Source organism: Acinetobacter sp. S4397-1 (genome assembly GCF_024129285.1).
Taxonomy (GTDB): Bacteria; Pseudomonadota; Gammaproteobacteria; order Pseudomonadales; family Moraxellaceae; genus Acinetobacter; species Acinetobacter lwoffii_C.
Window position 1 is genome coordinate 51,101 of sequence record NZ_JAMXXZ010000008.1, and the last position, 22,684, is coordinate 73,784.

Annotated in this window: 24 protein-coding genes and 1 pseudogene; 13 read left to right on the forward strand and 12 right to left on the reverse strand. The window is 38.4% G+C overall.

The window, feature by feature from the left end; genetic code table 11:
* Positions 1-6 precede the first annotated feature (6 nt).
* Both accB and aroQ read right to left on the reverse strand, forming a co-directional pair.
* Complete coding sequence (gene accB, locus NI467_RS06530; protein WP_151203051.1) at positions 7-426, reverse strand: acetyl-CoA carboxylase biotin carboxyl carrier protein; 420 nt, start codon at positions 424-426, stop codon at positions 7-9.
* 16 nt (positions 427-442) lie between these two features.
* Positions 443-898 (reverse strand): type II 3-dehydroquinate dehydratase, encoded by a 456-nt coding sequence (gene aroQ / locus NI467_RS06535; protein ID WP_253151956.1) that lies wholly within the window; start codon positions 896-898, stop codon positions 443-445.
* A gap of 927 nt (positions 899-1,825) precedes the next feature.
* Between aroQ and ybaK the strand changes: the two genes are divergently transcribed.
* The 4 genes and pseudogenes from ybaK to NI467_RS06555 all read left to right on the forward strand — a co-directional run bounded on the left by ybaK (position 1,826) and on the right by NI467_RS06555 (position 3,716).
* On the forward strand, positions 1,826-2,293 hold the full coding sequence (ybaK, locus tag NI467_RS06540) for a Cys-tRNA(Pro) deacylase (protein WP_253151958.1): 468 nt from the start codon (positions 1,826-1,828) through the stop codon (positions 2,291-2,293).
* A 144-nt stretch (positions 2,294-2,437) separates the two neighbouring features.
* A pseudogene (locus NI467_RS06545) lies at positions 2,438-2,555 on the forward strand (phage head morphogenesis protein); the annotation flags it as partial.
* Between the two features lie 385 nt (positions 2,556-2,940).
* A complete protein-coding gene (locus NI467_RS06550) occupies positions 2,941-3,240 on the forward strand; it encodes a DUF4258 domain-containing protein (protein WP_131276479.1) in 300 nt (99 codons plus the stop codon).
* Between the two features lie 8 nt (positions 3,241-3,248).
* Positions 3,249-3,716, forward strand: a complete 468-nt coding sequence (locus NI467_RS06555) for a DNA-binding transcriptional regulator (protein WP_253151960.1) — start codon at positions 3,249-3,251, stop codon at positions 3,714-3,716.
* A 101-nt stretch (positions 3,717-3,817) separates the two neighbouring features.
* On the opposite strand, the gene NI467_RS06560 is transcribed toward NI467_RS06555, so the two are convergent.
* From NI467_RS06560 to tusD, 5 genes are all read right to left on the reverse strand, one after another.
* Positions 3,818-3,985, reverse strand: a complete 168-nt coding sequence (locus NI467_RS06560) for a hypothetical protein (RefSeq protein ID WP_253151962.1) — start codon at positions 3,983-3,985, stop codon at positions 3,818-3,820.
* A gap of 1,187 nt (positions 3,986-5,172) precedes the next feature.
* Positions 5,173-5,484, reverse strand: a complete 312-nt coding sequence (locus tag NI467_RS06565) for a TusE/DsrC/DsvC family sulfur relay protein (RefSeq protein WP_151206246.1) — start codon at positions 5,482-5,484, stop codon at positions 5,173-5,175.
* Positions 5,485-5,497: 13 nt separating this feature from the next.
* Positions 5,498-5,782, reverse strand: a complete 285-nt coding sequence (locus NI467_RS06570) for a hypothetical protein (protein ID WP_253151964.1) — start codon at positions 5,780-5,782, stop codon at positions 5,498-5,500.
* A 17-nt stretch (positions 5,783-5,799) separates the two neighbouring features.
* The gene (locus NI467_RS06575; protein WP_151203058.1) at positions 5,800-6,150 is read right to left on the reverse strand and encodes a hypothetical protein; all 351 of its coding nucleotides are present in this window, start codon (positions 6,148-6,150) and stop codon (positions 5,800-5,802) included.
* 44 nt (positions 6,151-6,194) lie between these two features.
* Entirely contained in the window at positions 6,195-6,563 is a 369-nt protein-coding gene (gene tusD / locus NI467_RS06580; RefSeq protein ID WP_253151965.1) for a sulfurtransferase complex subunit TusD, read from the reverse strand.
* A gap of 70 nt (positions 6,564-6,633) precedes the next feature.
* Between tusD and NI467_RS06585 the strand changes: the two genes are divergently transcribed.
* From NI467_RS06585 to NI467_RS06610, 6 genes are all read left to right on the forward strand, one after another.
* Positions 6,634-7,641 carry an NAD-dependent epimerase/dehydratase family protein gene (locus NI467_RS06585; RefSeq protein WP_253151974.1) on the forward strand — a complete coding sequence of 336 codons (1,008 nt, stop codon included), beginning with the start codon at positions 6,634-6,636 and terminating at the stop codon, positions 7,639-7,641.
* Positions 7,642-7,761: 120 nt separating this feature from the next.
* On the forward strand, positions 7,762-9,156 hold the full coding sequence (gene fumC / locus NI467_RS06590; protein WP_253151976.1) for a class II fumarate hydratase: 1,395 nt from the start codon (positions 7,762-7,764) through the stop codon (positions 9,154-9,156).
* 131 nt (positions 9,157-9,287) lie between these two features.
* Positions 9,288-9,779, forward strand: a complete 492-nt coding sequence (locus NI467_RS06595; protein ID WP_253152014.1) for a hypothetical protein — start codon at positions 9,288-9,290, stop codon at positions 9,777-9,779.
* A gap of 787 nt (positions 9,780-10,566) precedes the next feature.
* Positions 10,567-10,929, forward strand: a complete 363-nt coding sequence (locus NI467_RS06600; protein ID WP_253151978.1) for a hypothetical protein — start codon at positions 10,567-10,569, stop codon at positions 10,927-10,929.
* A gap of 13 nt (positions 10,930-10,942) precedes the next feature.
* Entirely contained in the window at positions 10,943-11,311 is a 369-nt protein-coding gene (locus NI467_RS06605) for a hypothetical protein (RefSeq protein WP_253151980.1), read from the forward strand.
* A gap of 393 nt (positions 11,312-11,704) precedes the next feature.
* On the forward strand, positions 11,705-12,472 hold the full coding sequence (locus NI467_RS06610) for an alpha/beta fold hydrolase (protein WP_253151989.1): 768 nt from the start codon (positions 11,705-11,707) through the stop codon (positions 12,470-12,472).
* A 28-nt stretch (positions 12,473-12,500) separates the two neighbouring features.
* On the opposite strand, the gene NI467_RS06615 is transcribed toward NI467_RS06610, so the two are convergent.
* From NI467_RS06615 to tssH, 5 genes are all read right to left on the reverse strand, one after another.
* Complete coding sequence (locus NI467_RS06615) at positions 12,501-13,454, reverse strand: M15 family metallopeptidase (RefSeq protein ID WP_253151990.1); 954 nt, start codon at positions 13,452-13,454, stop codon at positions 12,501-12,503.
* 170 nt (positions 13,455-13,624) lie between these two features.
* Positions 13,625-14,437, reverse strand: a complete 813-nt coding sequence (gene icmH / locus NI467_RS06620) for a type IVB secretion system protein IcmH/DotU (protein ID WP_253152015.1) — start codon at positions 14,435-14,437, stop codon at positions 13,625-13,627.
* Between the two features lie 8 nt (positions 14,438-14,445).
* The gene (gene tssK / locus NI467_RS06625) at positions 14,446-15,810 is read right to left on the reverse strand and encodes a type VI secretion system baseplate subunit TssK (RefSeq protein ID WP_253151991.1); all 1,365 of its coding nucleotides are present in this window, start codon (positions 15,808-15,810) and stop codon (positions 14,446-14,448) included.
* A gap of 7 nt (positions 15,811-15,817) precedes the next feature.
* Entirely contained in the window at positions 15,818-16,936 is a 1,119-nt protein-coding gene (tssA, locus tag NI467_RS06630; protein WP_253151992.1) for a type VI secretion system protein TssA, read from the reverse strand.
* Positions 16,937-16,973: 37 nt separating this feature from the next.
* Positions 16,974-19,628 carry a type VI secretion system ATPase TssH gene (gene tssH / locus NI467_RS06635; protein WP_253151993.1) on the reverse strand — a complete coding sequence of 885 codons (2,655 nt, stop codon included), beginning with the start codon at positions 19,626-19,628 and terminating at the stop codon, positions 16,974-16,976.
* Positions 19,629-19,982: 354 nt separating this feature from the next.
* Here tssH and NI467_RS06640 point away from each other — a divergent pair, with 354 nt between their 5' ends.
* From NI467_RS06640 to tssC, 3 genes are read left to right on the forward strand one after another with little or no spacing between them, the layout of a single operon-like run.
* Positions 19,983-20,648: a hypothetical protein gene (locus tag NI467_RS06640; RefSeq protein ID WP_151206260.1), complete on the forward strand. Its 666-nt coding sequence runs from the start codon at positions 19,983-19,985 to the stop codon at positions 20,646-20,648.
* Between the two features lie 14 nt (positions 20,649-20,662).
* Positions 20,663-21,166 (forward strand): type VI secretion system contractile sheath small subunit, encoded by a 504-nt coding sequence (gene tssB, locus NI467_RS06645; protein WP_151206261.1) that lies wholly within the window; start codon positions 20,663-20,665, stop codon positions 21,164-21,166.
* Positions 21,159-22,640, forward strand: a complete 1,482-nt coding sequence (gene tssC / locus NI467_RS06650) for a type VI secretion system contractile sheath large subunit (protein ID WP_151203072.1) — start codon at positions 21,159-21,161, stop codon at positions 22,638-22,640. The genes tssB and tssC overlap by 8 nt, the downstream gene beginning before the upstream one ends.
* The last annotated feature ends 44 nt before the right edge of the window (positions 22,641-22,684 follow it).

Sequence of the window (22,684 nt, forward strand, 5' to 3'; positions counted from 1 at the left end):
AGGTGATTAAGCGCGGTAACGGAAAAGTGGCTGGCCAAATTGAATCACTTCACCATTTTTTACCAGAATTTCTTCAATCACACCGCTTTGTGTTGCTTCAATCGGGTTCATGATTTTCATGGCTTCAATAATACCCAGCGTTTCACCGGCAGATACAGTTTGACCGATTTTGACAAAAGGTGCTTCGCCTGGGCTAGGAGCTGCATAGAACACGCCAACCATTGGAGAGGTTTCGACTGCACCACGAGGAGATTTGGTCACCGGAACAACATCAGCCGCCGGGGCAGGCATTGCAGGAACAGCTGCTGCAACCACTGGACTGCGACGAGTTAAAGCAATCGACTGATCACCTTCTTTAACTTCGAGCGCCTGTAAGTCAGATTCAATCATCAACTCGATGAGTTTCTTGATTTTACGGATATCCATGAGACAGTATTCCTAATTAAGATTGCTTAGAAGATTGTATTTTTTCAATGACATAGTCGAGTGCAGCTGTATAACCTTTAGCACCCAAGCCACAGATCACTCCGACTGCTTTATCGGAGAGGTAAGAATGGTGTCGAAATGCCTCACGCGCGTGGACGTTAGACAGGTGCACCTCAATAAAAGGGATCGCCACACCCAGAAGGGCGTCACGCACGGCAACAGACGTATGCGTCAAGGCAGCCGGATTAATAATGATATATTCGACATTATCTTGTTGAGCTCGGTGAATTCGGTCAACAATGGCACCTTCCCAGTTGCTCTGGAAGGTATCGAGTTGTAAAGTAGCTGATTGAGCCTGAGCCACCAGTTGCTGGTTAATATCGTCTAATGTTAGATGGCCGTAAACTTCTGGTTCGCGCTTTCCTAGCAAATTTAAATTCGGTCCGTGAATAACCAGAATGGTCGAATTCATCTAACGTGCTCCAATTGAAAAGTATCAGGACAAGTTTGCAAGATCACTGCAAAATTTGTCTATTATGGCATGATTTCCCACATTTTTTTTATAATTTCTTTGAATTGACGTAGAAAATGTGTGCCGAACAGTGGGCATATAATGAAAACTTTGCAAGGATTTGACAATGTTAAAAACTTACAAATCTAGGTCAATCTTCATTTTTTTTATTGTAAACCTGATTGGCAAAAACAGTTAATATTGTTTGTGTAATCTTGTCTTCATACAATCTTATTCATGAACTCAAGCGTTGTATTGATCATGTTCTTAAAATTTTTTGGCTTAAAAAGTCAGGGTTGATTTTAAATCTCGGCCAGTTCTAAACCACTGAGATTTTATAAACTGAGTCGTTGTTAAAAATTTTAAACAGCATCCTATTCTTAACGCTTTATGTCAACCAGTTAAGTTTAAGAAAATAAAGAAAACTAGTTGTTTTATCTGATAATAATTCTTACTTGGTGGTGTTGAGCATGCTGAGGGAAAGTTATATTTTACTTATATTTCCTGAAATTTTATAAACGCAAAATCTAGAAAAGGTTTTTGAAACAGAAATCTTTGTAGAGAGCTTACAGCTTGTAAAAAATTAAAAAGGCAATCATTTAGTCCTGTTATATAACACTGATAATAAAGTAAACTAGGTTCGGCAATTGACTCAACTGATCAGCTTGATAGTGTGAAAGTATAAAATATCGGCGTTTTTCAAGTGGCAGAAATGTGCAAAATATCAGGTGATGCCAGCTTCTTATACATTGCTATATAGTGGTTAAAGACTTTCTCCTTTAGCTTATTGCTTGTATTTAAAGCAAAATATGCTAATACATTATTCATGCACTTCAAGCTAAGCCTTGAGTAGCGCTATAATTAAGTTTTATTTTTTCAAAAAATACCATGACACCAGCCTGTAAACTGCTTAAATCACAAAAAATCCCATATAGCACCCATGAATATGAGCATGATCCACAGGCCAAAAGTTTTGGTCTGGAAGCAGCCGAAAAGCTAGGGCTTGCTGTTGCAGAAGTTTTTAAAACCTTACTGGTAACCGATGAGAAACAATATTTTGTCGCAATTCTACCTGTACATTATCAGTTAAATCTGAAGAAAGTAGCAGCAGCTTTAGGTTGCAAAAAGCTGCAGATGGCAGATCCTAAACATGCTGAACGCTTAACGGGTTATATGGTCGGTGGTATTAGTCCCATTGGTCAGAAAAAGCGTTTAAAAACAGTAATTTGTATTAGTGCAAGCCAGCTTGAAAAAATGTATGTAAGCGGTGGGAAAAGGGGGCTTGATATTGGGATAAATCCGCAAGATTTAGCACGGATTTTAGGGGCAGAATTTGCTGATGTTGTAGATGAATAATTAAGTTTTAAAAATTGAGATTTGACTCTTGGTTTTCAAGGTTACCCATAATAATACTCACACAGTGAAATGCCTGCTTCTTAATGATTTGGTGCTCGATTTACAGGTATAGAACTCACTTTGATGAGTTTTTTGGCGCTAATTATGCAACCAGTCACGTTTCTTGAGACACTTCAGTACGCTCACAGTAAAAAGATCATTCTGCCTGATGAGTTACTCAATAGGCTTAAAGACGCAGAAGATGGTGACTAGGGTGAGCTTTCCTCCTATTGATCTATGAAGGATTGGGCCAATATGAAATCTCTGGCCAAGCTTTATCATGACTAAAGAATCAGATCGAGCATTAGGTCTCTATGGTCACGCTATGATAATTCCGGCAACATAAATTCGCATATAGGCACAAAGAACTCCACGGCGTATTAGCGCCTTTTTTTCTGCCTGTTTTTTTGGTCTTATCTTAGATTTTGATAACGGTTTATTGACAAAGTGTATAAAAAGATGAATAAGAAATCAGGTGAGCCTGGTTTATTGCTTAACGACCTAAACATTTTGTTGACGACAATAGCACCAGTACATTATAGTGAACTCAACCGCTAATTATTAGCGGTTATGGCCTTAATCATTCATCCTGATTGCAAGTATCATTTATGTGTTTAACCGAAATCCAGGCTAGGCGAAAGCTTAGAGAGCTGGCTAAAGATACCAGCAAAATTAAGCTTTCAACACATGTTAGGCAACGAATGAAAGAGCGCCATATCTCCTTAAAGCAAATCATCTGTTGCTTTGAACATGGGGATATCACTGAGGGGCCTTATCCAGATACCCGGGGCGATACTAAGTTAAATGTTACAGTTCGAACCGCTGGGGAAAATATTACGACAACTGTTGTAATTAGATGTCGTGAAGATGGGGACTTCTCAATCGTTGTTACTACATTTAAAGAATAGGCACAGTTATGTATCACTATGAAGAGTGTGGTTTAAGCAATGTTTGGCTGTTGGACGGTTATGAAATTGAAGTTGATGAAGCGTATGGCGATTTGGTGTCAATCTCATCAGTTCATGAACTTCACAAAGCCATTGGCCTATACTTGATTAATGAAAAGCCAGAACTGAATGGTGAAGAAATCCGTTTTTTGCGTAAAGAGCTCAATCTTTCACAAAAGAATCTAGCAGGTATATTAAGTGTTAATGAATCCACAGTTCGCAACTGGGAGAGTGATCGAGTGGCTATCGGAAAACCAGCCGAACTTGTTTTGAGAGCACTTTACAAAGAGCAGGCCCATGGAGGTGGTGCTCTGATTGAAATGATTGAAATGATTGAAAAGCTTAATCATCAAGAAAGAACTTATGAACCTGACAACATGAGCTTTTCATACGATAGTAATCGATCTTGGAAGCATAAAGAACTTGAAGTCAGGTAAAAAAAAACCACTCTCTAGAGTGGTTTTCTGCCTTAGGGTTTTGGATTTTTCACTCTTAGTCCAGACTACTGGAAAAGAAGCCCTCATTTGAGGGCTTCATTCTATTCATCAGATGATGTTGAGGTCTTTGCTTGCTCTCTGGCATACTCTAAAGCAACTTGCTGTGCTTCAGCGGCAGCCGTGGCTTCTATTGGGGGTGTTGAGGCAATAGCAGCTGTTCCGATCAAACCTGATAGGGTGAGTAATAGAACTGTCGAATACTTTTTCATTTGAATTTCCTCTACGTTTCTAAAACTTAAATTCAGTGTAGAGAATGGCTTAAATTACTAATGTAGCAACTCTGTCGGGATATGTAAGACAGTCAAGTCTTGAGTTATAGGGATCTAGGTTTGCGTAAGAATGATTTTCGGGTGAAATTTTTTGTAGAGTTGCTTAAAGAAATGTTAGTTCTTCCAGGATTAAAAAAGCCCTCTCCTAGATATGGATAGATATAGATTAATCGAAAATTATAGAAATGCGTATAACCAGGGTTAACTACGATAAAATCAAAGAAGAGATGAGTAGAATGTAATCTCAAATCACTATTAAAATATATTCTCAATGAATCCGGGTGCTTTACGATAGCTAAAATCGAGACAGTATTGGTTGTCGTGGTTATATTAATAATGATTTGCGCAGTAGAGCAATCATTTGGTTAAGTAAGCATCCTTCGAAAGGTTTTTCACTAAAAAGTTGTTTAAAAATAATATATTGTTTGCCTTTGTAATTTCATTTGGGTATCTTGTAGCTCTATACAGATGATAAGTGAATAAATGCCAATATATAGCTCTACTACAATCGCTTTAACGTTTTTAATTTTTGGGATGATGATTTTTTCCCACTTGCAAAGAGCTCATATAGCAATACCTATTTTAATCTGACGTATGTCGTTTATGACCACCCTCTGAGGTGGTTTTTTAATGCCTAAAATTTATATCAAGCCCCCATCATAAATAATCCAGAAGAAGATTGTAAAACCTGCCGCTCTTGACTATTAACAACGTTTATCAGAATAACTGGATCAAGTAGTCCTAACTTTCTCCAAAATGTTGCAAGCCATGAGCAAAGAATATAAGCCTGAACGTTTATAACTAAGCGGCTTCTCCAATTCATTTTTTCACTGAGCTGTGAAATGAGTTAATCGCTAAAAGGGCTAGACTGACTGTAAAGCGCTCTTAATCTAGTGATCTGAGTCCTTATACGTTGAATGCTCTTACGGCTTCTTGGTCAACATATTTTCAAAAGATAAAATAGGACAGTATTCCAGTCGTCTTATTTAAATAAGACGGAATTACTTCACAAAAGGATTAGCTTAAATCTGGAAATAATGTATTCGTCAGCTTGAAGCCTAAGCCAAAAGCCCGCGATAGCAGGCTTGGTCTTTATTGTTTTATTTAAAAGCAGGGCTGGTAGTCTTTTATAAGCAGTTGGCCGGTTTTGGAACGCCAGCCAGACGGCTTAAATGGCGTGCAACCAGTCCAGTATTAAATTTTTCCTGTAACAGCGCATTATTAATTTCCGGACTGACCGTTTTCATCAGAAATTTAATCAGAGGACGGGTAGCAGGAGAATGTCCGAACTGCTGATAAAACTGGCGCACTGCCTGTAATACTTCTAGGTGCCAAGGTGTTAATTGAAGTTCTAAGCTGTCAGCCAGTACTTGGGCAACTTGCTCATTCCAGAGGGTATAGTCGACTAGGTGACCATCTTGATCCAGTTCTAAATTCATACCAGGCTCATGATTATTTCATTGAAATACAGCGCTTAAACGCCAGACATAGATCTGCAAACTGTGCATAGTTTAATAAGGTGGCATGCTCTGGCAACGGAGAAACCAATATCTGAGCATCATTTTCAAGTAGATAAACGCGCGGCAACTGCTGTAAGAAGTCGTGTTCTACATACAGTAGCGATTCGCCCATCAAAACCACTGAATCATCTGGAGAATGAATTTGAGCAAGCTGATCCAGTATAGACGCCGTAGCTGCATAATCTGACTGGATGAGGTAAAGGGTGTTTTCTGACATGAGTTTATCCTTATTCCTTACCAATACAAAACATGATCGAAGTGTTGAATAAATTCTGGATTCAGCTCGACAAACTCAATATCTTGCTCACTGTGTTTCACAAAAGGAGAATCCTGATTTTTCTGCTCTACCAGAATCGGTGTCAGATCATAAAATTCAAAACTATCTACCAGATTAGAGGCTAGTTTAAAGGCATGTTTGCGCTGTTCAAATTGCAGGTCGGCATGCAGCAAACTTAAAGCTGCCCCTTGTAGCAGTATCTTAACTTCTGAACCAAAGGTGGCCAGTACCATGGTCGCAGACAGGCTTTCATGCACCTGCAAGCTGTTTAAGTTGGCCTGAGTTAATATAACAAGTACAGATTTCACACAAGATTCCTTTTAAAAGCAACACATCCTGAAAAATGAAGCATCTAGAATTGAATAAGACGTTGTGAGGACTGAACCGCATCTGCAAGCTCACCTAAACCGACCAATTCAAAATTATTTGCAAGATTATGTTGTTGAATATTGTGACGTTGAGCATTGTCCTGATCTGTAATTCCACGTGCTAAGGCGGCACTGACACATACAGGCAAGCAGATTTTCAGATCTTGCCAGGCGCGTGAAAGGTGGCGCTGGTCATCGGGTACCCATTGCAATGCATTCGCGACCGAGACACCGTCCTGATAAAAGAATACGCGAAATTTTTCGTGTTTTTGCTGTAATGCCTGCGCAAGCCCCAAAGCATGCCAGGCATAAATAGACGTCGGTGCGGAGGTAACAAGAATTAAAGTGCTCATCGAAATTCACTATAGGCTTGATCAACATCAACGAATTGATCTTGGCTACATCAAAAAGTAGGTAGTATAAATGATTTTAGTGACGGGTGGTTTAGGCTTTTTAGGCTCACACATTGCATTAAGTCTGCTTGCACAAGGTGTAGAGGTGATTGTGGTTGATAATCTGGCCAATGCCAGTTTGCAGACTTTGGAGCGTCTTGAATATATTTCTGGTCTATATGTGCCTTTTGTTAAAATTGATATTCGTAATACCCCTACCTTAAATAAAGTATTTGAACTGCATTCCATACAGGCTGTGATTCATACTGCAAGTTTTAAATCACTGGAAGAATCAGTATTAAAGCCTCTTGATTATTATAATGATAATGTCAGCTGTATTATGAGCCTGATGCGGGCAATGCAGCGTACCGGTGTACGGCATCTGGTGCATTTATCCAGTTTAGCCGTTTATGGCCATTCAGCACCCGATCTGCATGAAGATCAGCCTTTTAATTATACTTATCCCAATCCTTATATTAAATCTCAACAGATGGTAGAGGAAATTATTCGGGATACTGCCAAAACCGATAATGAATGGCGAATTGCGATCTTGCGACTTTCCAATATTGCTGGCGCCTTTGAAGGCGGGATTTTAGGTGAATGGATTCCACCTTTACCGAAAAATATTGTACCTCTGGCGATGCAGGTAGGAGCACATCAGCGAGAATATCTGGAATTACGCCGTCAGGCCATGACAGCAGACCAGACCGTAGAGCGAAGTTTTCTGCATGTAATGGATGGGTGTGATGCGGTTATTAAATCTTTGCAATGGTTGTCACAGCAGCAAGAGTTATGTTGTGAGGCTTTTAATATTGCAGGGGAGCTGGTCTCAATTAAAAACTTGCTGGATCAGGTTGCAGAGGTGACTCAATCCACCATTCCTACAATAGATGCTTTGCCATATCCTCATGCCGAGCTGGATCAACTTGGTGCAGATACCACCAAAGCTCAGCAATTATTGCACTGGCAGCCTCGGCATAGCTTAAGCAAAATGCTGGAGGATGAATGGTTATTTTATCAAAACACCTTAAGAGGATAGTATTTGATAATAATTATCATTTACTTGAGTGCTTAAGCTGATTAAGATAAGCATAAATATCGTTATTTTAGATAAGAAAACGACTGGCAACAATATTGCGAAATAAAGTTGAGATTAAATATGGAAACACGTATTGAACATGACACGATGGGAGAGGTTACTGTCCCAAGTGAAGCCCTATGGGGAGCACAAACTCAACGTAGCTTGCAAAACTTTAAGATTGGTCAGGAGCGTTTACCTCGTGCCATGATTCGTGCCATGGGGCTGGTCAAGAAAGCTGCCGCAATAACCAATGCAGAGTTAAAGCAGATTCCTCAGGAGCTATCGACTTATATAGTAGGGGCGGCGGATGAAGTCATTAGCGGACAATGGGATAGCCAGTTTCCATTGGTTGTATGGCAAACCGGTTCTGGCACACAAAGCAATATGAACTGTAATGAAGTCATTGCCAATATTGCCAATCATAAGCTGGGTAATCCTTTAGGTGCACAAAAACCTGTGCATCCGAATGACCATGTGAATCGTGCGCAATCAACCAATGACTCTTTCCCGACCGCAATTCATGTGGCTGCAAGCTTACAGATTAATGAGCTGTTGATTCCGGCAGTCAGTCGTTTACGTGATACTTTGCATGCGAAATCTCAGGAATTTTCCGATATTGTGAAAATTGGCCGTACCCATCTTCAGGATGCGACGCCTTTAACACTGGGCCAGGAGTTTAGTGGCTATGTATCGCAACTGGATCATGCAATTTTACGCTTAGAACAAGCACTACTCGGACTATATGAATTGCCATTGGGTGGTACCGCCGTAGGTACGGGACTCAATGCTCATCCAGATTATGCAGTTCAAGCGGCAAAGACTTTAGCTCAATTAACAGATCTGCCTTTTGTCACGGCACCGAATAAGTTTGAAGCCTTGGCGGGCCGCGATGCAGCAGTATTTGCTTCAGGTGCTTTAAAAACGCTTGCAGTCAGTCTGAATAAAATCGCTAACGACATTCGTTGGTTGGCCAGTGGGCCGCGTTGTGGTTTAGGTGAATTGCGTATTCCGGAAAATGAACCGGGTTCAAGCATTATGCCGGGTAAAGTTAATCCAACTCAAAGTGAAGCCATGACCATGGTGGTTGCTCAGGTTTTAGGGAATGATACGACCATCAATATTGCCGGTGCTTCGGGTAATTTTGAATTAAACGTATTTATGCCGGTAATTGCCTATAACTTATTACAGTCTATTCAACTTCTGGGAGATGCATGTAATAGTTTTAATGACCATTGTGCCGTAGGCATCGAGCCGAATCATGAGAGAATTGATCATTTCCTGCATGATTCATTGATGTTAGTGACTGCATTAAACCCGGTAATTGGTTATGAAAATGCAGCCAAGGTAGCCAAGACAGCTTATAAAGAAGGAAAAACATTAAAACAGGTGGCAGTAGAGTTAGGTTTAGTGACGGAAGAACAGTTTGATGAAGTAGTTCGTCCTGAAAATATGGTTTCTCCAAATATAAAATAATAAGTTGTTGAGGCAGCTTATTTTCATACTCTTTGTTATTGTTTTAACGTGGATTACTTAGCAGTAGTTTTTATCTCGTCCAGACTTGCGTACAATAGCAGTAGATGGGATTAACTACTGATGATTGTTTTATGCTAGATATTTATTTAACAGATGTTCAAAAAAAGGTGCAATTCAAAGATTATCCAGGTGAGCATCCTGTTAAATTTATTTTGAATTTTAAGAAGATTTTTCCAAGTGTAATGGAACTTATTTTACCTGTACTGCCAGAAAATGAAAACCTTGAAGAAATGTCTTGGGAATCTACCAGTAAAGATTTTGAAACTTTCCAAATGTTTTTAACCGGGTGGGGTATCATTGAACTGCGTTTGAACGCCATTACACAGTTTAAAGATAGAGCATTTGCTGATCAGTTAGTGAAAGAGGCTCAGCAGAAGCGTAGAGAATATCAGAAGAAACATCTAAAGCTGAGTAGCGTTGAGCTGGATTATCTGTTTATGCATGATGTGCATGCTTTGATTGATGCGGAACTGGTAGAACTGGGCGAGAAATTTTACTTGCCAACCTTACGCGAGCTTTGGAAAAATAAAGTCTCTACTCAGGTCCTAAATGCCAAGTTTTAAGTGAATCTTTAGTTGATTAATAAAAATCATCCTCCATAAGTGAGGGTGATTTTTTATGCACTTTTAAAAAAATGACAAACCACATTCTGTCCTATTGATAAATAGCCTAAGCAAATTTTAAATATCCTATCTAAAAATAATTTCTACTCTATTATGAAAGCTTGTTTCTTGTTTTAAGTCAGAAGGAAAACCAGAAAAAAGAAGAAGATTTCATTTCTTCGCCATAAGAAAATATTCCTCATTAAAATAAGACAAAATTCATTAGTTTTTCTTTAGTAAAAAAAGTGGAAGTTCCAATTTTCCCGAGGATATATCAACGATATTACAAAACCTCTAAGATGTTGTTTAGATTTTCTTATAAGTTTCTATATGTTTTAGTGTGATTAATAAGATATAAACCTGTTTTTGAATGGTTAACTGACACAAATGCAATCATGTAAATCTATTAACTCGGTATGCTTAATCATTTTACGCTATTATTGTGTTTAACAATAAGTAGGATATGGTAAATTCAGATGATTTAGAGTTTATTAAAAATTAATCCCAGAGCTTGAATCTAAAAAAACTCAATCAACTGTATCGCCGTTGATATCTGCTGTGTAGAGGATGTAGTTTATATAAAACTATTTAGAGGTGAAGAAAGCTTAATTTCTATAAGTTTTAAGCGCTCGTCTGCACTTGAATATTTTTAAAGCCAGAAAATTTCATATTTCAATAGATAAAATACACATCTGAATCCTTAAAGTTAAGCTAAACTAAGACGCCAATTTAAGTGAATGGATTAAGTATGTCGAAAAATACACAAAAGTTATCGCCGTTACAGGAACTGATTGCAGAACAGAAATTGTTGTGTGAAGAGGTTGGTTCTGCCTATGTAGAGGTCAGTGGTGATGATGTGGTCGCGGTGGCTGTCCATACCTTAAAACAGGATCCCATTGTTGGCATCCGTAAAAAGCCTGAAACCGCAGAAAATATTAGCTGGTATATTTATGGCGGTGAATTGGCCTCTAATGAAGATGCCTTTGAAACCATGACTGTACGTGAATTGCAGGATATAGCTCCTGAAGTTTTACCGTATTTAGCTTTGGAGCAGGGCTTCCGTTTTATGATTGATGCAGATGATTACGAAGATGTCTGGAAAGAAGAATAAAAGAAGATTTTAAATGACTAAAACCTCATCTTTATTATGTGTAATCCTCAGTTTGATTCAGTGCAATCAGACTGCTTTTGCAGAGAAACTAAGCCAGCCTGCTTATGATCAGTTTATTGTTGAACAAACCAGAATTGTAAATGAAACCAAAACTATTTTAGATCAACCCAATCAGGAAGGAGATGCACAAAAGCAGCGTTGGGCTTTCTGTCAGCGTTTAACTGCCTATGAGGAGATTCAGAAAGTATCTGAAGAAAATCATGAGCTGAATATGGCACCTATTATGGCAATGATTGCCAAAAATTTTCTGGATCGTCAGGTCCAGAGTATGCATAACTCAGGAATGACCGCAGCTGTCTTTTGTAAGAGTAGGGGAGACTAATAGATAAGACTTCTCTTTCTTAGCAACTTTATCGAATAAATATTCAATTATTTTATTTACATTCAGAATAAAAGACATTTGAATAAAACTTTAAAAAAAGTAGAGAGGGGATCTTTACTTTAGACTGTATCCCTTAAATAGCCTAAGCTAATTCCAAATTACTTATAATAAAAAATAATAGTGTTAAAAAAATCTTATTAAAAAAGTATAGATTCAACTTACTACCATTTTGATGAAATCACTATCAACTTAATTGTCTATAAAAAAATTCGCCAAGTTTAAAAGTATTACAAAATAGCCTAAGCAAAAAATAATTTAAAAATTTAGCAATTGATTATCTTTCAATATCATACCAATATAAACAACTGAAATAAGTAATCACGGAATTCCCAAATGCTCTTAAATTATCAAATACAAACTCATGAAAGTGCCGACTTAACGCCTATGGTATTTATTCACGGCTTATTTGGTAGTTTGAGTAATTTAGGCATGCTAGCTCGACATTTTTCTAAACAGAGAACTGTCATTCAACTGGATGTCCGTAATCATGGTTTATCTGATCACTCCTCAGAGATGAACTATGCATTTATGGCTACAGATATTTTAGAGACGCTATCTGGTTTAAAAATTAAGAAGTTTATTATAATCGGGCATTCAATGGGTGGAAAAATTGCCATGAAGTTGGCAGATCTCGCTCCAGATCAAGTAGAAAAAATGATTGTTCTTGATATCACCCCCATCCAGTATCATGAAAATCACCATGCTGAAATCTTTAAAGCTTTATTTAAAGTTCAACAGTTACAGCCGAATTCCCGTAATGAAGCCGCTCAAATGATGCGTGATTATATTCAGGAAGAGATGGTGATTCAGTTTCTTTTAAAGTCATTTAATAAAGGGCAGTGGTTATTCAACGTTCAGGCGCTTTTTGATTCTTATGAGGAAATTATTGCTTGGGAAAAAATAGAAAAAAATGAAATACCTGTACTTTTTTTAAGAGGTACGAATTCATCTTATATTTCAAGACCGGAACACTTTGACGCAATTCACGAGCAGTTTGGTCAAGCAAAAATTGAAGTTATTGAAAATGCAGGGCATTGGTTACATGGTGAAAAGACGGCGGATGTATTAACGCACATGCAAAGCTTTATTGATGAAAAATAACAGCAATGAGCAGAAATCTGCTCATTTTTTATGGTAAAGGCAATGCAGTATTGACTTGTAAGTTACCTTCATTGGTGAGTTGATGAGCCATCTCAGCCGTTTTCTTTAAACCTGGCATGCGATATTCAGTATGTCCATAATCTTGAATAGATTTCCAGCGGCCACCCCACGTTAGTCCGACTGACTCCGCAATTTGGCCATAGAGTTGATAGCCTTGCATAGCCCAAGGGTCACGCTCACTAATGATCACTTTCCCGTTACGTTTAAAAGCAATATCTGCGGCTAAACCAAACTGGTGATAACTTTGAAAACCTCTGGCACGCGTGATATTGCTATTGGTGGCCAAAGAATTCTGCCGTTCAGGACTCCGGTAACCTTCAAGCAGAACCAGTTCATACCCATGCTGTTCCTGCATCATTTTAAATACCATTAATAAACGTTGTTTAAAACGAGGATTCATTTTGTGCCATTTGCGATCAGCCTGGTTTAAATTTTGATGATAGCTTAAATGCACATCCTGAATATTTGGATTAAAACTTTGGGCAGAGATTACAGGTTGATGCGTATCATCATATTCCTGTAAAGCTTGCAGGATTAGCCCTTCATCGACTTCTTCTGGTGGTGTCAAAATCTGACCTTCTAAAAGTGCATATATTTGTGGATCAACTTTCTTTAAATAGCGAGCTTCCGACACACTGGCTGCAACAGGCCGGGTCAATGAAAAAATTAAAATACTCATAAACAGTACACAACCGGCAATTAAAATCCACCATTGTTGTAAATGCCAATGGGATTGCAGATATTCTGGGGAACCTGCCAATTTAAATTGATGGATAAATTTTCTCATGGCAATAAGCTGCTTTTTACTTTGTGGTACACATGCTAGTAAAAAGTTTTGTATCTGAAGTCTCAATTCATAGAACTGCATCAGAATCAAAATAAAACTTAGTAAAATAAAGCTGCTAAGAATGATGAGAATCATTGTTCAGCAACCTGATTCAGGCAGATTAATATCAAATTTAGCTTTATGATATTTATCGAATAAGTAGTTTTTTCCTGCTTGGAGACGGCGTGTTTTTTTAGTTAAGCCATACATGTTTTTTATCATTTTTCATTTTAAAGTATTGTTTATATTGTCTTTTAAGATTCTAGCTAAGGTAGATGAATCGTGATATAAGCCTGTTCGGTTGGAACACTAATCACATTTTGATATTGGGTTAAGACCTTTGTCCCTTCACTGGACAGCATATATTTTAGTCCGGCAAAACTCAGGACTGTAAACAAAAGTAGAAAAACTAAAATCCATACAAAAGGTAATTCACGATGAATAATATGTCTAATCTTGTCGGGTAATGCCGCAAAAGGAGAAAATGGAGTTTTCTTACCTTTTAGATAATCAATCTGTTCTCCGACCTGAGTGATGAACTGGTTTAAAGTATGAATGGACTCAAGCCGGTATTTACCATTAAAACCTAATAGGAGGCAGTAGTGATAAACTTCAAGAGCAGCTAGGCGTTCTTTGTCTTTCTGACGGATTTCTTCTAACTGTTCAAAGAAACGGTAACCTGCCAGTTGGGAACCAAATAGACTTAATTGCAGGGGATCCAGCATCCAGAAATTTTGCAAGTCAAAAAAATGCGTATCCTGTTGGGTGACAATAGTTTCATCCAATAAGGCACAGTAGGCATACTTGGCATCTTGAATATCTTCTGAAGAAAATTGCAATTTTCGTGCCTGATGCTCAAAGTAGTTCAGCATTTCTAGAATCTTTTCACGGAAAGAGGCTGGATGAGCAGGAATATAATGATTTTTCAGTAAAAAGACGATATAAAAACCATCATATAACAAGTCGATCAAGTTGGTTGTCGTATTATTTTTTAGAGCTGTCGATTGGTTAAAAAGCTGTCCAGAACCGATCTGTCCATCATCAAATAGAGAAGGTCCAGAACTGGTAGTTGCATTCATCATGGTCCTTATCCTTTCATGACCGCAATTAATTCAATACTGATATCCTGAAATCCGTTCGGGATATAAATACATACTGACTCTGAATCAAGCATACGCTGATACAGCTCATTATTTGCTTCAATTTCAAAATAGCTAACACCAGAACGCACTGGAATTGCAGTAGGTACTTGAATTAAATGCTGGATCGGAATTGCAGGCAGGGCAGCAATCACGCGCTGTTCAACATCCACCGTATTTCCGACTTTAAAACGGATAGGGACATACGCAATTAAATCTTGTGTAGGCATGACGCTACTTGAAATCGCCAGATAAAGGCGGGTATCTCGAGTAATCTTATCGTTTTCCAAACTTCCTACCCAGTAGGATGGGCGGGTCTCTTTCAATGGAATAGCGATATAACGGTTGGAAATAATCGTATCTAGAAGATCTCTCAGAATAGTATCCAGCTGGCTAAAACTGTTAGATAAGTGGTAGTGCTGATATTTAGGTAGCTGATCAACCTCATAGCCTGTAGAAAAAGTCAGTAAAGAGCCAGTTAATCTGAGCAACTCACTATATAAACGTTCAGGATGAATGATAGGATATTGTAAAATATGATTTAAGCTGGCATGTGCTGTATTTAAAGCATTGACCAGCCAAAAAGATACAATATCACCAGAGCGGAATTCAATCAGCTTTTGTTCGTTTTCACGATTATTGCTCTGGATAGTTTTGATCTTTGCTCGAATAATATTGAGTGTTCGCTGCAAGCTAAGCAAAAGACTATGATTAGCCTGAATATGTAAAATTGGCGGAATGAATTTATGATCAAAAATAAAATTGCCTGAACTTTGTCTTTTAATCCGTCCCACAGGAAGATAAAGATAGCCATCTATCTGATGTTGAGGTTCCTGACTGATTTCAAAGACTTTTAATTCAGCACGACGTCGCAACAGGGTAATCTCAGCAGTAGTTGCATCAGTAAACAGGTCGTGGGTTGCACTGAGATGTGAGTGATAGCGGCTAGACTGGGCTTGATCGCTATAACTAACATTCTGTTTATTGGGTTGTACCATTGGTAGAGCCAGGTAAATTTGCATTTCTCCCTGTAAGTTTAGAATATCGAGTTGTACCGGTTCAGGTAATAAGTCCTGTGCAGGAGCCTGATAGATTTCTCCATCTTGCCAGATCATTTCCACTTTATTTAAGGCCAGTACTTGCATTCCGAGCTGAGTTTCATCAAATTCAATCGACTGAATCCCATGAGCAAAAGGAGAGGTTGCACGAATGGTATGATTCAGGCGTTGCTCATGATAAGCATCCTGTAACTGAAAATGTTGAGGCCTTAAAAACAGTCCCTCACCCCAAAGTATTTTTTCTGCTTTAAACATTCAGTTTTTACCACTCATTATTTGATTCATTTTTGTCAGAAACGCCTAATAATTCATATAGATGTTCTAAAGGATTTTCATTTTTAATTACTTGGCTCAGCCACTCATGTAAAGGCATATGACTCCATTTAATAGTTTTTTGAAGCATATAACTGACGGGACTGTGCGGCTCATTCATCTGAAAATAATCAGCAATGTCCTGTAAGGCCTTTAGGGCTTGTTCCCGATTGAAAATATGGCTCTGATTATTAAATTGCACAGAAAACTGAAACGGTTGGACAATCTGATTTGCAAGAAGCTCGGCATTTGTTTGAGTATTTAGATTGCTTTCTAAAGAGGGTGCTGCAACTCGAGATAAAGATGCAGAAGAGGACTCTTGTTTATAAATACGCTGAATACTAGACAGAATAGATTCGATTTGGGCATCTGTTGCAGAAAAACTTGGCCCCTCTAGGCCAAGTAGACCATCCAGGACAGTCTTGAAACATTGCCATTGATTCTCAATATCCAGCAAATACTGATAGTTTTGCTGCTGTAGCATGTTAGGTGTATTGAAGAGGAGTTGTTTAAATTGTTCCTGATATTGATCAGTTTTCTCTAGCTCTTCACTTTCTTCAATCTGTTGTTTACGTTTTATATTCTTCTGATATAGAAGGTGCTCATAATCTTTCAGGCTGTAATAAGGCGCCTGATTAACAAGCGGAACCCCTTTGATCAAGCTTGGCAGTTGAGCAATAAACCCTTCTAATAATCCTAAACGTTGGTCCAGATCACCATCTTCAATTTCAGGATGCAAGTGTAACCAGTATTGCATCAGACTACGTTGGCAAAGTTCTAATCCTCGCGCAATTCCTTCAAAACCATACAGATGGCTCCAAGATTCAATCAGCCAGGTATATAAGCGTAGGTCTTTGGTTCTTTCAGACAGTAATTCGATAGTCTTTGTTTCTACAAAATTCCAGTCTGCCTGTTTGGGTTCAGCCTCCCAGTCACCTTGATCCAGTAAGGGATCATCCTGTATTCTTGCATTTTTAATACTTGAAAATTCATTTGAAAATGAGCAGTCCATCCCACAAGGTTGTTCTGTAGAAATTTTTTGCAATAAATATTCAAATTCCAGCGTCATTGTTATTCCTAATGAAGTGTATTTTTATCCCAGCAGCTTAAGCTGCATTTTTTTTACTTTTCTTATTAGATCTTTTTGAGGGAGCAGGTGATGAGTCTGTATCCAGATGATAATGAAAATTACCATTTTGAATATCAATATGAATCAGTTTTGGCAGCTGTTTTTCGCTCATAGCAACCAGCAATATTTTTGCCAGATCGGGTAAAACTGTTGCATTTAAAATGTGATCAATATTGCGTGCTCCACTATCGACTTCTGTACAACGACTGAGCAATAATTCAAATACTTCATCACTATAACTAAGTTGAGCTTTATATTGCAGTTGAATTCTTTGGGTTATTTTCCCAAGTTTGTGTTGAATAATCCGGATTAATAGCTCATCCGAAAGAGGATAATAAGGAATAATCCGCATCCGTCCTAAAAAAGCCGGTTTAAATTGTTGGTAAAGACTTGGTTTGAGCTGTTCAATTAACATATCTATACTTGGCCAATCTTGAATTTCCTTATTTAAACAGGTTTGCATAATGATATTTGAACCCACATTTGACGTAAGTAAAATGGTGGTATTTTTAAAGTCAATCAACCGGCCTTCACTGTCTTCCAGAGTTCCTTTATCAAAAACCTGATAAAATAATTCCTGTACATCCGGATGGGCTTTCTCGATTTCATCCAGAAGGACCACGCTATAAGGATTCCGGCGTACGGCTTCAGTTAATATGCCACCTTGACCATAACCCGCATAGCCCGGAGGTGCACCTTTTAAAGAGGAAATTGTGTGAGCTTCTTGATACTCTGACATATTAATAGTAATCAGGTGTGATTCCCCCCCATATAATGCTTGAGCTAGGCTAAGAGCGGTTTCTGTTTTGCCAACACCACTTGGACCTGTGAGTAAAAATACACCCTGAGGCTTATCTGGATCTTCCAAACCAGCTTTAGATGTTTTAATACCTTGAACCAGTTGCTCTAAAGCGTGGTCTTGTCCCATCACACGTTCTGAGAGCTTATTTTGTAAATCAAGAATCTGTAGAATGTCGTCATTCAGCATTTTACCCACAGGAATGCCGGTCCAATCTGAGATAATTTCATTGATAATCTGAGTATTTACACGCTCATAAACCAGAGGGTTATTTGCCTGAATATCTATTAGTTTTTGGCTTAGTTGGGAGGTTTTATTGAGCTGGTCTGATGATCTAGCCTCAGTTAAGATTTGAATTTCCTGAATAATCTGAAGCTCTTGCTGCCATTGTTTATGTACTTGGTCAATTTCTTGTTCAACTGACTGAATTTTTCCAGATAGTTCAGCCATACGTTCGGTTGGTGTGGGAACTGTCTGCTCAATATCAAGCAGCTGAGATTCTAGTTTAAGATTATGCAACTGAGCCTGCAATTGATCTAATTTAGCTGGTTGGGCATTTTGGCTCAAAGCCACTCGCGCAGCTGCAGTATCTAAGACACTGATCGCCTTATCAGGTAATTGACGCCCAGTAATATAGCGATGTGAAGCATGTACGGCGGTACGAATAGCTTCATCATCAATTTTAATTTGAAAATGTTGACTCATCACTGGAACCATAGCTCGCAGCATGTCGATAGCTACTTGCTCTGTTGGTTCTTCAACTTTGATGACCTGAAAGCGACGACTGAGTGCAGCATCCTTTTCAAAATAACGCTTATACTCCGCCCATGTGGTGGCTGCAATTGTGCGTAATTCACCACGTGCCAAGGCAGGTTTTAATAAGTTCGCCGCATCATTCTGACCCGCCTGACCACCAGCACCAATCAGGGTATGAGCTTCGTCAATGAACAGAATAATCGGGTAAGTGGAAGACTGGACTTCAGTAATTACTTGTTTGAAACGATTTTCAAATTCACCTTTGATACTGGCACCCGCTTGTAACAAACCCATATCCAATACATGTAGCTCGACAGTTTTAAGTGCATCCGGGACTTGACCGTTAACAATTTTTAGCGCTAATCCTTCAACTACTGCAGTTTTTCCGACTCCTGGTTCACCAGTCAGAATCTGGTTGTTTTGACGGCGGCGCATTAAAATATCCAGCATCAACCGGATTTCAAACTCACGCCCAATAACCGGATCAATATCACCCTGACGCGCCTTTGCTGTGAGATTAATTGTGTATTGATCAAGTGCAGGTGTTTTCTTTATTGTGGCCGAAGAGTCTTGTAAAGAATCAGATGGCTGAACAAGAACTAGTTGTTCGACACTTTTATGACAGTTGTCCAGAAACTGATGCTTCATGGTATCAATCGGAAACTGGGAAAATAGGGCAGAAGCCCGAAGTGCAATCTGATAAAGCTCTGGTGAGGTTAGGAAAGCCACCAATAAATGGCTGCTTCTAATCACTGGATTCTGATCTGCAGAAGCCAGTAACCACGCTTGTTCCAAAAGCTGAATAATAGGTTTAGCAAAAACAGGTGTACGTGAATTTCCCTTGTTCAGCTGGTGAATGCTGTGTTCCAGCTGAGCAATAAGTTGATCTTTAATAATATGATACTTTTCTAATAATATTTTTAAATCATTTAATTCTGGATGTACCAAGAGTTCTAGAAAAAAATGTTCAATTTCAATTTCATAATTTTTTTGCTGGATACAGGTATTGGCTGATTTCTCAAGGCAAAGGCGTGCATGGTCAGAGAGTTTTAAAATTAAAATCTTTAAATTATTCATGAGTTTCTCATTTTTTCATTTCTTGAATACCCAACTTTGTGAATTTCAAAGGGTAATTGTATTTTTCTTGTTATGAACATATTCATATTTCTACTTATATTCAGCCAATATTTAGATAATTTCTAAAATTGATTGAATTAATTTTGGCTCATTCTACTTAAAAATAAAAAAAAGTCTGCATCTTTTATCAAAGTTTTATCTCTTTTTTGAATTTTTCTAAAATTTATACCGTTAATCATTTTCGGCTTGACTTATCTGGGACATTTTTTGTTAAATCCGCCAAACGATTGTCAAATAAAATAATATTTAGGCATTTAAGAACTATAAAACTACAAGTATAGACTGAGGCTAATTTTGAAAAAGTATATAAATTTCATTACATTACTTATTGCTGGTATGGCATGTTTTTATCTTCCTCAAGCACATGCCACTGAGTTAAAGCGATCATGTATCAAGGCCAATCCAGATGCAGCAGGTGAGATTGACTCTGCTTTAATCGGTTTATATCAGCAACTTTGTGATAAATCTGCGAAAAAAAATATTCTTTTACAGCAGGAATTAAATGTACAAATTGCCAAGCGTTATGTAGAGCTAGGCTCTCCTCTGAAAGCATTAAATTTGGTTAATGAATTACGGCGTCAGCAATATGACAGTCAGGTTTTAACAGATCTGAGTTTTATGGCAGGTGTGGCCATTTCCTCTGATGCCTTGGAACAGATGCGTAGTACTGAAGTACGTGCCTTGAATGAAACCACTTATCCGCAAGCTAAACTGTTGGTTGAGAATATTCAGTTTGCAAAACCTGTCCTTGCTCCAGCGGAATCTAAACCACTACATCCTTTAAACTCTAAAAAAGCAAAGAAACAGGTAAGTACAAACTCAAAAAAAACCATAAATGTCCAGAAAAATACCAAACCAAAAACTAATGTTAAGACTGCGCCTGCCAAAAAAACAGAAAATATCAGTACTCGTACCCAAACAGTTAGCTCCAATCCATTTGGTTCATTAAAGAATAATTAACAAGGAAAATAACAATGGCCAAGCGTGAAAGCATACAAAAAAAATTGCAGCGCATTCGACCACCACGTGTACAGTTGACCTATGATGTTGAGATCGGTGATGGTAAGGAAATTAAGGAACTCCCTTTTGTTGTTGGAGTATTAGGAGATTTTTCTGCTTCTTCAGAGCTGGAAAAAACCAAATTAAAAGACAAAAAATTTATTAATGTCGATTTAGAAAATATAAATGAGGTCATGGAGTCACTTGCTCCAAGAGCAAACTTTCAGGTTGAAAACACCTTAACTGAAGCTGGTGGCACCATGGCCATTGACCTGGTATTTAATGGGATGAATGATTTTCGCCCCGAGAACATTGTGCAGCAGATTGAGCCTTTACGTAAGCTGGTAGAGGCGCGTGAACGTTTAACAGATTTACGCAACAAAATCTCTAATAGTGAACGTCTGGAAGACTTATTGGATGATGTGCTTAAAAATACAGACCAGGTACAGAAGATAAGTGTGGAGGCGGGTAATGAATAATTATAATGCTGCAACTGCAATGGATGTTGCATTTGAAGAGCCTTCGCTTTTGGATTCAATCGTTGAGCGTAGTCGAATTGCTCGCACCGAAGAAGAACATGATCGTGCCAAAAGCTTGATAGCTGAGCTAGCAAAAGAAGTCATGGCAGGAACAATTACTATTTCTGAAAATATGACTTTGGCGCTTGATAAACGTATTGCAGAAATTGATATCATGCTTTCAAAACAGCTCAGTAAAATCATGCATCATGAAGCATTTCAAAAAGTTGAGTCGACTTGGCGTGGTTTGTATTATTTCTGCCAAGAAACCCCTTCACATTCTCTTATCAAAATCAGGATGCTAAATACCACTAAAAGAGAGCTGATTAAAGATTTTCAAAGTGCCACTGATTTTGATCAAAGCACCTTGTTTAAGAAAATTTATGAAGAAGAGTATGGTTCGTTTGGTGGGGCACCTTATGCAACACTGATTGGTGATTTTGAATTTGATCGTACTCCTGAAGATATGTACCTGCTGGAACAAATTTCTCATGTGGCTGCATCAGCGCATGCACCATTTATTTCAGCTGCCAGTCCTTCAATGTTTGGCTTGGAATCCTTTACCGATATTGACCGCCCGCGCGATGTATCCAAAATTTTTGAAACAGCAGAGTATGTACAATGGCGTTCGTTCCGTGAAAGTGAAGATGCACGCTACGTTGCACTGACCATTCCACATGTATTGGGTCGTTTACCTTACCATCCACGTGAAGGTACAGTCACTGAGGGCTTCAATTATGTAGAAGAAGTTTCAGGTGACAATCATCAGCAGTATCTGTGGATGAATGCAGCTTACGCATTTGGTACCCGTTTGACCAATGCTTTTGATCTGCATGGCTGGTGTGCGGCTATTCGCGGGGTTGAAGGCGGTGGCCTAGTTGAAGGTTTGCCAGTACACAGTTTCAAGACCCATGACGGTGAAGTTGTTTTTAAATGTCCAACTGAAATTGCCATTACGGATCGTCGTGAAAAAGAACTCAGTGACCTTGGATTTATTCCATTGGTACATTGTAAGAATACGGACTATGCTGCTTTCTTTGGTGCCCAGTCGGTGCAAAAAGCAAGAAAATATGACAATGATATTGCCAATGCTAACTCAGCTTTATCAGGTCAAATTCAATATATTATGGCAGTTTCACGAATTGCACATTATTTAAAAGCCATGATGCGAGATAAAGTGGGTAGCTTTGCCTCAGCCGGTAATGTTGAAGCTTTTTTAAATGATTGGTTATCTCAGTATATTTTATTAGATGACGGCGCTTCCCAAGAGGCAAAAGCGCAATATCCACTTCGTGAGGCTTCAATCAAAGTTGTAGAAAATCCAGCTGAACCTGGTCACTACAAGTCTGTGGTGTTTTTAAGACCACATTTTCAGTTAGATGAGCTCTCTGTATCACTTAGGCTGGTCACTGAATTGCCGCAATCAAGTCAATAAGATTTAAAATTGTGGAATAACTATAAGCACTTATAATAAAAGGA